Consider the following 12,422-nt stretch of genomic DNA (forward strand, 5'->3'; position numbering starts at 1 on the left):
TCCTTTCAGCTTGATTTTTATATTCTTCATGCGCTCTTTTCCTCCGGCACAGGCGCTTTCCATGCGTCATTCGCAAAGAGTACGTCAAACGCCTCCTCCGCATGTTTCAGGCGGCGGATATCCAGCCCCAGATGTTCCTCGGGGATGTCCTTCTCGTTTTCCCACGGAATGATGAGCGTTGTGATGCCCGCCTGCCGCGCGCCGTATGCCTTCTCAAAGACGCCGCCCACGGGTTTGATCTCCCCTTGCAGAGAGATCTCGCCCGTCACCGCCACGTCCTGACGGATCGGCGCACCCGTCACCGCACTGACGATCGCCGTCAGAATCGCTGTGCCTGCGCTGGGACCGTCGATGTTGCCGCCGCCGATCACGTTGACATGGATGTCATAGTCGTGGAGGTCACGCCCCGTCAATCGGCGCATCACAGCTGCCGCGTTAAACACAGAGTCCTTTGCCATGCTGCCCGCCGTCTCGTTGAAGCGCACCGTTCCTTTCCCCTTCTCTGCGGCAGGGAACGCCACCGCCTCAATCTCGATGATCGACCCAAGAAAGCCCGCTACGCCAAGCCCGAAGACGCGCCCCACGGCAGGCGTGTCGGACGCCTTCTTGCGCCCGAACGGATACAGGCGGCTTACCTGAACCACCTCGTAGATGTCGTCCTTCGTCACCGTCACACGCAGAGCGCGCAGGGCTTCACTCTTCTTCTTGATTGTTTCACGTGAAACAGTATCACCGAATTGCGGCTCGGCAGGAGTGATGTCCGGCGCATCCGGTTTTAAGCCCCGCTCATTCCCGCTCTCGCCCCCGATTGTTTCACGTGAAACAGTTCCGCCGGACACTATCGTGTCGGGAACGGCATCCGGCGCAGCCATTTTTAAGCCCTGCTTACTTTTTTCCTCTTCCCCGATTGTTTCACGTGAAATATTTTCATCGGATAGTTTCGTGCCGCGAGCGGTGTCCGGCGCAGCCATTTTTAAGCCCTGCTTTTTTGGCAAGTCGGACACCCGACCGCCCCCTATACCCTCATCCGCACTATTTGTTTCACGTGAAACAATCTCCTCTATCTCGGGGTCGGTGAGCCGATTCACCGCGAGACTATACGCATCCGCGAGGATATTGATCGCCTTGCGGCCCTCGATCGTGTATTCACTGATCAGCTCCGCGACGCCCTCCCCGAGCGTCACATGCAGCCGCCGCGCCGCGTTCTCCACGATCCGCAGGATGTGTGCGGGCGTCAGCGGCTCGAAGTAGATCTCCGCACAGCGCGACCTGAGCGCCGGGTTGATGTGATCTGCATCGCGCGTCGTCGCTCCGATCAGCACGAAGTCCGCGGGCGCCCCTTCCTCGAACAGCTTCTTGATGTAGGGCGGCACCCGTTTATCATCAGGATCGTAATACGCCGACTCAAAATACGCGCGTTTGTCCTCGAGTACCTTAAGCAGCTTGTTTTGCAGCATCTCGTCCATCTCGCCGATCTCGTCGATGAAGAGGATGCCACCGTGCGCTTCCGTGACGAGCCCCGGCTTTGGCTCGGGGACGCCGCTGTCCGCAAGGCTCTTCTGTGCTCCCTGATAAATGGGGTCATGCACCGAGCCGAGCAGGGGATTCGTCATATCGCGCGGATCCCAGCGCAGCGTCGTCCCGTCCGTCTCCACAAACGGCGCGCTCTCCCCAAAGGGAGAGACGGCGCGTTTTTTCGCCGCCTCGAGCACAAGGCGAGCCGCTGTCGTTTTCCCGACGCCTGGCGGTCCGTAGAGCAGGAGGTGCTGCGGGTAGGGCGAGCTGAGCTTTGCCATGAGCGACCTCACGGCGCGCTCCTGCCCAATGATCTCGTCAAAGTTCTGCGGGCGCAGGAGTTCCATCACCGACTGTGTGAGCCGGATATTCTCGAGGGCTTCGAGGTCTTCGCGCTTTTTCTTATCATGCGGCGACTCCGCGCCGGGACTCTCCTCGGAGATGACCTGACGGCGGATGTCCTCGACGTACTCCTCGTGATCCTGTTCGAGTTTTTCCGTGACCTTGCGCTCGATGCGATCCTCAAGATCCCGGCGCACGCGAATGCGCGCGATCTCCTCCGTCATGCGGACAAGGATCTCCGGGATCTCCGTCTCGGACGGCGGCGGCGCGAGCATCGGATCCTCTTCGAGGATGCGCATGAGGGCGAGAACGCGCTCGCGGCGATTCTCCGAGCGCATGAGCGCCATTGCGTTCATCTTACCCGCCTGTATGACGAGGTTTTCCGTCCCCATCATATCTGCGAGCATACGAAAGATAGCGGCAATCTCGATGTCGAGCGCCGTCTCCCCCGTGGGAGCGGGCAGGGCATCGGATGTGCCGCCGTGACTGCCAAACAAATCCTTAAAAAACGACATAGACTATTCCTTACGAACGTGAATCTTGATCGTCGTGGCGATGCTCGGATGCACCTTCACGACTGCCTCGTAAATGCCCTCGCTCGTCACTTCGCTGCGGATCGCAATCTTGCGGCGGTCGACGTCGATATTCTGCTTCTTCAGCGCCTCGGCGACGTCTTTCCCCGTCACCGCGCCGAAGAGCCGGCCGTTCTCGCCGATGCGCACGGGGATGTCCACCGTGACCTTTTCGAGCTGCGCCGCCATCAGCCGCGCCTCGTCCTCCGCCATGGCGTCCTTGCGTGCCTTTGACCCCGCCTGCGCCTTTGCCACGTTCACGTTCTCCGCGCTCGCGGGCAGCGCCAGTTTCTTCGGCAGGAGGAAATTGCGTCCGTAACCGTCCGCGACTTCCACGATCTCGCCTTTTTTCCCGATATTTTTAACGTCAGCCTGTAGTATCACTTTCACTGCGGTCACTCTCCTCTATATATTTCCTTGCCTGTTCGATGACGGCGGCGCGCACCTCGCGCAGCGGGACGTTCTTCACCTGTGCGCCCGCGACGTTCGCGTGTCCGCCTCCGCCGAACTGCTCCATAATCACCTGCACGTTCATATCGCCTGAGGCACGCGCGCTGATGCCAACCGTGTCGGCGGTCATTTGGAACACATAGATGCTCATGCGCACCCCGTCCACGCGCAGCATCCCGTCCGCAGCCTGCGAGGCGATGATCTGCCCGTTCTGAATCTGCTCGGGGATGCTGCCGACGATGAGCCCGCCGGGGAAAAACTCCGCCGTCGCCTTCGCGCGTGCGAGCGCGACCGTCGTCTCGTAGTCGCTCTGAAAGAGGCTGCGCACGAGCACGGGATCCGCCCCCGCGCGGCGCAGGTACGCCGCCGCGTCGAACGTGCGGATGCCGGTGTTCACGTTGAAATTCTTCGTATCGACGACAATGCCCGAGTAGAGCGCCGTTGCCTCGAACTTCGTCGGGCGGATGTTCTCGCCGAAATACATGAGCAGTTCCGTCACCAGCTCGCTCGCCGAGCTCGAAGCGGTCTCGATGTAAACGAGCAGGGGATTTTTGACAAAATGCTCACTGCGGCGGTGGTGGTCAATGACGACCACCTTCGGGATGCGCTCGAGCAGCGACGGATCCGCGAGAATGTGGGGGATATGCGCGTCAACCACGACGAGAAGCGCCGCCGCGGACGCGACGCTCGCGATGTCCCCCGCACGGACAAAGACGTCCGCATAGGACTCGTCCTTGCGCAGGACGTCTTCGAACCGGTCGATGCCCTCGTTCATATCACTGAGGACAATGTGCGCCTTTTTCCCGAGCGCGCGTGCCATGCACAGCGTACCCATCGCCGCACCGAAGCAGTCATAGTCCTCGTTGTGATGTCCCATGATATATACTTCGTCCGCGCCCTCCATGATGTCGCGCAGGGCGTGTGCCACAACGCGCGCCTTCACCCGCGTGTGTTTTTCAACCGCCTTTGCCTTTCCGCCAAAGAACTGCGTCTTGCCGCCGATATCGAGCGCGACCTGATCGCCGCCGCGTCCGAGCGCGAGGTCGAGTTTTGCCTCCGCCTCCTCGCCGAGAGCCTTGAGCGACTGATCCGTCGCGAGCGACAGCCCGATCGAGAGCGTCACGGGCAGTCCCTTCGTATTCGTGAGCTTACGCACCTGATCGAGGATGTCAAATTTCTCCGCGATCGCGTGGTCGAGCGCCGCGCGATCGAGCAGCGCGACGAACTCGCCGTCCGAGACACTGCGCATGAACCCCCCGAGTCCCTCCATCCACGCGTCAAGCCGCTCGCGCACAGCGAGCAGCAGCAGAGAGCGCTCCGCCTCGGTCTGCCCCTGCATGATCTCATCAAAATTATCGATTTGGATATAAAGGAGGGCAGTACGGCTTGCATGAAACCGCATCTCGAGGTTCGCCTGCTCCGTCTCGTCCTCTACGTAGAACGCCATCAGCGGGTCGTGCTGTGCAGGCGTCGGCAGCGGGCGATGATAGACGCGATACGTCCGTCCTTCGTGCGTAAAACGGTACTCGCCCTCCATCCCCCAAAGGGGCTCGATCACGAGTTCCTGCCAAAAATCCGCCACGGCAGTTCCTTGCTCCGGCGGGGGCGTCCCGAGATAGTCGCCAAGCTGACGATTGCACCACTCGAGATGACCATCCTTGCTCACAACGAGGATCGCCTGCGGCAGTCGATCCACCGCATAGTTCATTACCTCGTTTACATTACGGATAATGCCCATACAGTAGCGTTCAAATCGCCGCTCTCTGTCATGACAACGTTCCCACGCGAACGCGGCAAGAGCAGCCCACAAAACGAGCGCCGCCATGCCGACATAGGTATTGTAACAGAACGTCACGAGCGCAAGCGCAAGCATGACGATCAAATGAATCGTCAAATCGATCCACGCGGATAAATTCCGCGGCATAGAATCACCTTCTTCCGAAATGTGAGAAGTGCATCCTCACCGTTTCGCATTCCCCCGGGCGGGGTATTATTGCAAGTTTATATCTAATATACGGTTATTGTATATTTTGTTTATCGATACCGAGTTTTTTCCGATAGTCATAGACCATGTCAAACAACCCCGTCCACGAGACGACCTGCGTCACGAGCCCGTTGATCGCAACGAACACATAGAGCAGCGTGCGGACAAAGGGCGCAACCTCAAAGCGTGTCATCATAAAGTGCATCAGCGAGAGCCCTTGGATGAGTCCCGCAAAAAACGAGATAAGATACGCGTTGAGCGCCGCCTCGTACAGCAGCGTAACATCTCTTGTAGAGCCCCAGTACAGCCCCACAATAGCAAATCCGAAGAGATACGGGAAGAACACCGGAAACCGCCACATCGTAAACGACGGCAGCGCACGGGATGCAATGCCCATGCGCCGCAACACCCGCTGCAGGATCGTCAGCGACAGTGCCGCCTCCGCGAGTGCACTCACGATGAGAAGCGCAGGCAGCATCTGCACGAAGAGCGTTAGCATTTGCTCTCCGGCCGCGCGCAGCTCCGTGATCTCCGTCTCCGCGATGCCGAGCGACCGATAGATCTCGATCGTCCGGTCGAGCGCCGCCGTCATATCCGCCGCGTCGATCATCAGCGGATTGAGCCCAAAGAGCGCGAACATCAGCGCCGCGCCCATGACCTTGCCGCCGAGTGACGCCGCCGCCCCCGCAAAGAGCGTCTGCACCGCCGAACGATCACGCCGTACGAGCGCCCCGAGCACGAGCCCCGTCGGCGCAAACGCCAACACAAAGAACGCGCCCATCACAGGCGTCGCAAAGAGCATCAGGAGGAGAAGAGACGCGGCTGTCATCAGCACGCCCCATTTGAGCCCAACACGCACGACCACGAGCGCCACAAACACCGGCCAGAGCAGCCCCAGCACCATCGTCAGCATGGGCAGATAGATCGCGGCGAGCGCATAGACCACCGCCGCGGCCGTCATCACCCCCGCCGTCGCAGCAGGGCGCGCACCTTGCTCGTTCATCCCGTATCCTTTCCGCGGCGTGCCGCCCGTCATTTCCATCCCATAAAATACGTTCCTATTATAGCAGGTTTTTAGCATACTGTCACGAAAACACATAACAGGACAAGCGTTATGGCACAGCTGTGCACAAAAATCCCGTAGATAAAACCGTACAGTGCGTGACACGGAAGTTTCGATGCATAACAAGGAATGAGGAGCGCACGAGGGGAAGGCGCAGCCAAAACCTACGTCGACGAAGCGTTCGCCAAAACCGACGACGCTGGGCGCGAAAATACCATGTCACGCCTCTGCTTCCCGCCGCAACCTAAGTGAAGGGCAAGCTTGGATGGATCGCAAGGAATGAGAAAAATACAAGCGACGGCGTAGTCGAAAGCCTACGTCGAGCGCAGTATTTTTTGCAGTGAGAACGTGAACCCGCAACGAGCCGCAGCCTAAGTGACACGGAAGTTTCGATGCATAGCTAGGAATTGCGGCAAACGCGAGGAAGGCGCAGCCAAAACCTACGTTGACGAAGCGTTTGCCAAAAATGACGACGCCTAGGCGCGCGTCACACCGCCGCAACCCGAGTGAAGGGCAAGCTTGGATGGATCGCAAGGAATGAGAAAAATACAAGCGAACTCGTAGATGAAACCTACGCCCCTTACAATATTTTTGCAGTGAGGACGTGAACCCGCAACGAGCCGCGGCCTAAGTGACGCAGAAGTTTGGATGCAGAACAAGGAACAAGAAAAATACAAGCGAAGGCGTAGTCGAAAGCCTACGTCGAGCGCAGTATTTTTCGCAGTGACACAGTTATGCGCCAAAATCCTGCGTCACGTCAATATGCCTGCCATGCGGAGTAAGTATTGCGCATTCGTCGTCCTGCATCTTCCCTCGCGTATCTTGAAATCAAAGAGAATCCTATCCCCCTCGTAGTGCTCCTCAAAGTGTGCATTCCTGATCGGAATGCCTTCCTTGCCGAGATCACACAGCTCAAAGTCGTGTGTCGTGACGATCGTGATTGCGTGCGGCAGCGTCAGGTGGCGGATCGCCTCGCGCGCGCCGACGATGCGGTCGGCGGAGTTCGTCCCGCGGAATATTTCGTCAATCAGGATGAGCATGGGGCGCCCCTTGCGGCTGTATGCCATCATCTTTTTGATGCGCAGGAGCTCGGCGTAGAACGTCGAGATGCCGCCCGCGAGATCGTCCTGAATCTGTATCGACGTGTAGACTGCCATCGGTGTCAGCGCAAAGGATTTTGCACAGACGGGTGCACCCGCGTATGCCAGTACCATGTTAGAGCCCAGCACACGCATATACGTTGTCTTACCGGACATATTCGATCCCGTGATCACGAGCGCCCCCGCCGAAAGATCCGCATCGTTCGGTGTGCCCGCCTCCTCCGTGAGTACGAACGGCATCGCATCCCGCGCCACAAGGCGCGGCGACGCCTCGTCGAGGAAGGTCGGGAACGCGTGCACTTCGCGCGTGTGCCCGATCATCGCGAGCGAGAGCAAGACCTCCATCTCCGCCCACACCTCAAGCCACCCGGGCGCCGCAGCCCCCGCTCGGCTGCGCCACCGTGCAAAATATGCGCGGCAGTGGAAATCCCACAAAAACAGCGCATTTGCAAGGACGAAAAAGACAAAGTTCCGCCGCATCGCCACGCAGTCCGCAAGCCGCGTCAGGCTGCTCTGCGCCCGCGTCGCACGCATGGGCGTTGAGAGCGGGGCAAGCGTCTCACGCAGGGCATCCCCGCGCAGCGGTGCACGCTCGAGCGCACGAAAGATATTCCCGTAGAGCCGCAGCTCCTGCGCCATCCGTCCGAGCGGCGCGAGCACGCGCTGTGTGCGCGGGTAAAAGACGAGCGCGAGCGCCATATTGAGCGACCATATCGTGAGCGGCAGTCCCCACGTCCCGCCGCCGAGCAGCGCCCACAGCAGCGCCGCAAATCCCGCGAGCGAGAATACCGCCCCCACCGCGCAGTATAGGCGGGGCGAGATGGAGACCTGCTGCGCGAGCTCCCGCACGAGCGCACGCGTGTCGTGCCCATCCGGCAGCCGCACCCCGCGCGCCGTGAGCTCGAGGCAGAGCAGGGGATGCGCCAGCAGCTCCGCCACCGCCGCCTGCCGCCGCCGCGTCCGCATGAGATCACGCGGCGTCGCCGTGAGCGCGCGGGCAAGCCGATCCCGCCCTGCGAGTGTGCGCGCACAGCACAGGTACTGATAGAGCGACGCCGTACCGAAGATATGCAGATCCGCATCGGGCGGACGCTTCGCCTTGCGGTACTGCGCCCCCGTCACCGGCTCGCTTTTCCACGTTCCCGCAAACCGCGCCAGATACCCCGCCACGACCGAGAGATACGCCTCCATGAAGCGCCGCCGCCTCTCCAGGCGCGCGTGCCGCGCCACGAGCACGGCAAAGAGGACGACGAGGAACAGCCCGAGCAGCATCTCTCCCGCCGCTCCGCGATCATATCCGTGGATCAGCGCCGCCCCCGCCGCTGGGAACACAAGCGTACGCGCGAACACGAGCCGCCGATGCTCCCTGCGCAGGGATGCCGCGAGCATGAGTGCATTTTCCCATGCGTTTTCATAAAAATCTTTCTTCAAAAGGACGCCTCTCCTTCCAATCTTTTTGTAACAATGGCAACGTATATTATAAATCATCCGCACCAAAAAAGACAGTGCGGGCGCCGTATCATAATCTGACCGGACGAATCGTTCGCCCAAAAGAGATGTTTTTCATGATGGCTTTTGGAACGCCGGAAAGCTCAACCTGATGAGCGTCCTCATGATCATCTTCACGGTCATTGAGCTGCGCAAAAAGACCGACCGGTATCACGAGATCATCCTCTATCGGGAGGGCATCGCCATTCGGAATGAAACGGCGGGGGAGGAATACTTCGCGCCCAAAGAAGCGATCTCCTTTTCACGGGATCTCGCCGCCGATACCGTCACCATCCGCGCCGCAGCGCTGCCGCACACCCTCGTGCTGCGGTTTGGCACCGGCATCTTCTCCGATGAGGGCGTGCTGCAAAACAATCTCGAACGATATTTCTTCTAACGGCGCGCCGCCTATGAGGAGCTGCTGCATGAGGGAACTGTGCAGCAGCCCCTTTTCGCATCCGACAAAAAGACGGTCGACAAAGCAGCACCTATTACTTTTCACCGGGCGTATACAATCCCGCCAAGGAATTATACTCCGCGCAGTCGGACATGGAGGACGCGATGCGGCGCACCGCCGTGCTTCTCGAGACCATGCACATCCCCTATGAAGTAACAGAAAAAGAAGAATGGCGCCCGTTCCTTTTGTGACGCGGCACCCGCCGAATACTTATGAATACGGAGGAGGAGCAGGGGACTATGACCGCTGAAGACAGCGCAGTTCGCCGCCTAGAGGCGGCAATCGCAGCACTGAATGTGCGGATGCGCGGCGCTGCCGGGGATCTCGACTACGAGTCCTATCTGCACGAAAAGCGCACCCTTGAGCGTGCGCTCCATTCCCTCAAGCAGAGACAGCAACAGACAAAATGAAACCGGAATCATTTCATTCTGATTTCAGCGACATATGATAGACTGAACATACGAAAGAAAGGAAGATACCTATGTCACAGCGTATGACGATGGAAGAAGTCCTCAAAGAATACGGCGTACCGCAGCTGCGGCTGGATGTCCATGCGACGCGCAGCGACCTGCTGAAACTCCGCGAAAAGCTCATCGCGATCCGCGATCTCTCCGACGGGCGCGAACAGGGCTATCTCGACATCGACTGCAAACTCTACATCGATGTTGACGATATCGACCGCTATTTGTCGGGAGAGCTCGATACGGTGGGGGAGATTTATGCGTTTCCGGAAGATGTGAAGTCTTATAAGGAGTGACGCGGGATTTTGGCGCATAGCTGTGTCATTTTCGTCAAACGCTTCGTCGACGTAGGGCTCATCTACGCCTTCCTCGCGTTTTCCTCAATTCCTTGCTCTGCATCCAAACTTCCGCGTCACTTACTGTACGGTTTGATCTGCGGGATTTTGGCGTATAGCGGTGTCATTTCATACGGCGATTCGTTATGCCGCCCTAAATCGTTTGAGGGCTCAGCCGCGCGGCGTTTGCCGCAGCCATTTTTAAGCCCCGCTTTTTTGGCAAGGCAAATGCCAAGCGGCGCCGCCGCGGGACAAATAGACGTAAACATCATACACCGAATTTTACATAAAAAAGGAGAATCATAAATGAACCTCAAGAAAATCCTTGCAGCCGCGATGATCACCTCCATGACCGTCGCAGCCGCACCGATCATCGTACCGAACGCCGTGCAGGGTGTCCTCATTTCAGAGGCGGAGGCAGCCCGCGGCGGCGCCCGTATCGCACCGCGCTCCGCCCCCGCCGCACCAAAGGCGGCACCCGCACAGCGCGGCAGCGGCAAATCCGTCTCCGGCAACGGAGGCAGCTACGCTCCTTCAAAGAGTGCGAACGACCTCGGCAAGACCGCCCCGAACGCCGCCTCCGCCAAACCCGGCGCGGCGGCGGGCACGGCAAACGCCGCAAGGAGCGGCACCGGCTGGGGCAACGCCCTGCGCAGCATCGGGTTCCTCGCGGGCGGAATGCTCCTCGGCTCCATGCTCGCCTCCATGTTCGGGCTCGGCAGCGGCTTCCTCACCGACATCCTCGGCGTCCTTGCAAACGTCGCTCTCGTCTTTATCGCTGTCATGGCGATCCGCTGGATCTGGAACCGCTTCCGCGGTCGTAAAGAAGAGGAGAACGTCTATCGCAGTGCTCCGCGCAGGCAGGACATCGCCCCGCGTCCCACCGTCACCGACATCCGTCCGCAGGGCGTCTCCGCTCCCTTGCCGACCGATATAAATATGGACGACAGCCCCCGCAGCATTGCCGACCGCTATCGCAATCGCTAAAACGAGAATGCACCTAAACTGCCCGCGAGGGCGGTTTGATCAATAAAGGAGAGTACCATGCTTCCTGAAAAATTCTTTGACTGCCTGAAATATGAAGGCGTCGTTGCCATCGGCACCGCCTCCGCAAGCGGCGAAGCACATATCGCGAATACGTGGAACAGCTACCTGATCGTCACGGACGAGGAGCAGATCCTCATCCCGGCGGCAGGGATGCGCAAGACCGAGAAGAACAGCAAAGAGAACCCCCATGTCGAACTCACACTCGGAGCGCGCGAAGTCGAGGGATATATCGGCCCCGGCACCGGATTTCTGCTCACGGGAACCGCATCCTTCCTCAAAGAGGGCACATTATTCACCCGCATGAAAGAAAAATGCCCCTTTGCCGCACGCGTCCTTGTTTTCACCCCGGAAAGCTGCCGCCAAACACTATAATTTCATAGCATCACTGCATCTAAAATAACCGCTGCGCGTTTATATTTCGCTCGGCGGTCTTATTTTTTCCTCTAAAACCGTCTGTAGGAAAATAAATAAAAATCAATTCAATAAAATAAATATAAATATCTATAAATAAAGATAAATAGCCTTAAATTCGATGAAGATCCTCCCTCTGAACAGTGCGAAACATTCGTATTCTGTTGCTGCACGCATATAGATCCCGGGAAGCCCCCGCGTATCGTCCCCGGCAACTGCCGGGTACAGCGTATCACCGCCGGGCATAACACTGTATGTGCCAAGGGAACGCATCACCTCTCTCCTCTTGAAAAAGCCGGCCGAACCGCTATAATAGAAGATACAGTAAGACATAAATAAAGGAGCAACATTATGGTCAAACCATCCACCTACGCCGTCGTCGATACGCTCATTGCACGCTATCCCGCACTCGAGGGATGCGGCACCGACATCCGCGCGGCCATCACGGCGCTCTGTGAATGCTACCGGGCGGGCGGCAAGCTCATCGTCTGCGGTAACGGCGGCTCCGCCTCGGACGCCGAGCACATCGTCGGCGAGCTGATGAAAGGGTTCCTCCTGCCGCGCCACCTCGATGAGGCAATGCTCGATAAGCTTCACGCGGTATGTGACGCGAAAGATCCGCGCGCCGTCGATTATTTCATGCAGAACTTACAGGGTGCACTGCCTGCGATCTCGCTGCCTTCCCAGCTCGCCATCAGCACGGCGTTCTCAAACGACCAGGCGCCCGATCTGACGTTTGCGCAGCAGGTATTGGGGCTGGGGAAGGAGGGGGATATACTCCTCGGCATTACGACCTCAGGCAATTCAAAGAATGTCATCTATGCATTTGAGATCGCAAAAGCACTCGGTCTTACGACGGTCGCTCTCACCGGAACACACGGCGGGCGCGTCGCGGCAGACGATCTTGCGGATATCGTAATCAAGGCGCCCGCAAGCGAGACGTACGTCATTCAAGAATATCATCTGCCGATCTATCATGCTCTGTGTATAGCTGCCGAGGAGGAATTCTTCGGATAGACGTGAGGCGCGATCTTTGCGCACAGCGTTGTCATTTGTCGAATACTTCGCTTGACGTAGCTCTTAACTACGCCGGCGCTCATATTCTCCGCATTCCTAGCTGTGCATCAAAGCTTGCGCCTCACTCAGGTTGCGGCTATGATGCGGGACTTTGGCGCACAGCGATCACGCTTCACTGTA

The 12,422-nt window shown here is 58.7% G+C and carries 11 protein-coding genes; 6 read left to right on the plus strand and 5 right to left on the minus strand.

The genetic code is table 11. The features are described 5' to 3' along the window. Positions 1-26: 26 nt before the first annotated feature. The 5 genes from K341_RS0111110 to K341_RS0111130 all read right to left on the minus strand — a co-directional run bounded on the left by K341_RS0111110 (position 27) and on the right by K341_RS0111130 (position 8,514). Complete coding sequence (locus K341_RS0111110; protein WP_026762842.1) at positions 27-2,372, minus strand: S16 family serine protease; 2,346 nt, start codon at positions 2,370-2,372, stop codon at positions 27-29. 3 nt (positions 2,373-2,375) lie between these two features. Then, on the minus strand, positions 2,376-2,819 hold the full coding sequence (gene rplI / locus K341_RS0111115; RefSeq protein ID WP_026762843.1) for a 50S ribosomal protein L9: 444 nt from the start codon (positions 2,817-2,819) through the stop codon (positions 2,376-2,378). After that, complete coding sequence (locus tag K341_RS0111120) at positions 2,797-4,803, minus strand: DHH family phosphoesterase (RefSeq protein ID WP_009350819.1); 2,007 nt, start codon at positions 4,801-4,803, stop codon at positions 2,797-2,799. The genes rplI and K341_RS0111120 overlap by 23 nt, the downstream gene beginning before the upstream one ends. A gap of 94 nt (positions 4,804-4,897) precedes the next feature. Next, positions 4,898-5,866, minus strand: a complete 969-nt coding sequence (locus K341_RS0111125) for a YybS family protein (RefSeq protein ID WP_155814477.1) — start codon at positions 5,864-5,866, stop codon at positions 4,898-4,900. An 812-nt stretch (positions 5,867-6,678) separates the two neighbouring features. Next, positions 6,679-8,514 (minus strand): MutS-related protein, encoded by a 1,836-nt coding sequence (locus K341_RS0111130; RefSeq protein WP_009350821.1) that lies wholly within the window; start codon positions 8,512-8,514, stop codon positions 6,679-6,681. Positions 8,515-8,626: 112 nt separating this feature from the next. Here K341_RS0111130 and K341_RS0111135 point away from each other — a divergent pair, with 112 nt between their 5' ends. The 6 genes from K341_RS0111135 (at position 8,627) to K341_RS0111170 (ending at position 12,242) form a co-directional block, all read left to right on the plus strand. After that, entirely contained in the window at positions 8,627-8,911 is a 285-nt protein-coding gene (locus K341_RS0111135) for a hypothetical protein (protein WP_009350822.1), read from the plus strand. A gap of 299 nt (positions 8,912-9,210) precedes the next feature. Continuing rightward, positions 9,211-9,381, plus strand: coding sequence for a hypothetical protein (locus K341_RS12815; protein WP_169713243.1), 171 nt, complete (start codon positions 9,211-9,213; stop codon positions 9,379-9,381). A 71-nt stretch (positions 9,382-9,452) separates the two neighbouring features. Beyond that, entirely contained in the window at positions 9,453-9,728 is a 276-nt protein-coding gene (locus K341_RS0111150; protein ID WP_009658779.1) for a hypothetical protein, read from the plus strand. A gap of 345 nt (positions 9,729-10,073) precedes the next feature. Then, positions 10,074-10,754, plus strand: a complete 681-nt coding sequence (locus tag K341_RS0111155; protein ID WP_026762847.1) for a hypothetical protein — start codon at positions 10,074-10,076, stop codon at positions 10,752-10,754. Between the two features lie 57 nt (positions 10,755-10,811). Then, positions 10,812-11,186: a pyridoxamine 5'-phosphate oxidase family protein gene (locus tag K341_RS0111160; protein ID WP_009658827.1), complete on the plus strand. Its 375-nt coding sequence runs from the start codon at positions 10,812-10,814 to the stop codon at positions 11,184-11,186. Between the two features lie 390 nt (positions 11,187-11,576). After that, positions 11,577-12,242: a D-sedoheptulose-7-phosphate isomerase gene (locus K341_RS0111170; protein WP_026762849.1), complete on the plus strand. Its 666-nt coding sequence runs from the start codon at positions 11,577-11,579 to the stop codon at positions 12,240-12,242. Positions 12,243-12,422 lie beyond the last annotated feature (180 nt).

Source organism: Centipeda artemidis DSM 19719 (assembly GCF_000426665.1).
GTDB lineage: Bacteria > Bacillota > Negativicutes > Selenomonadales > Selenomonadaceae > Centipeda > Centipeda artemidis.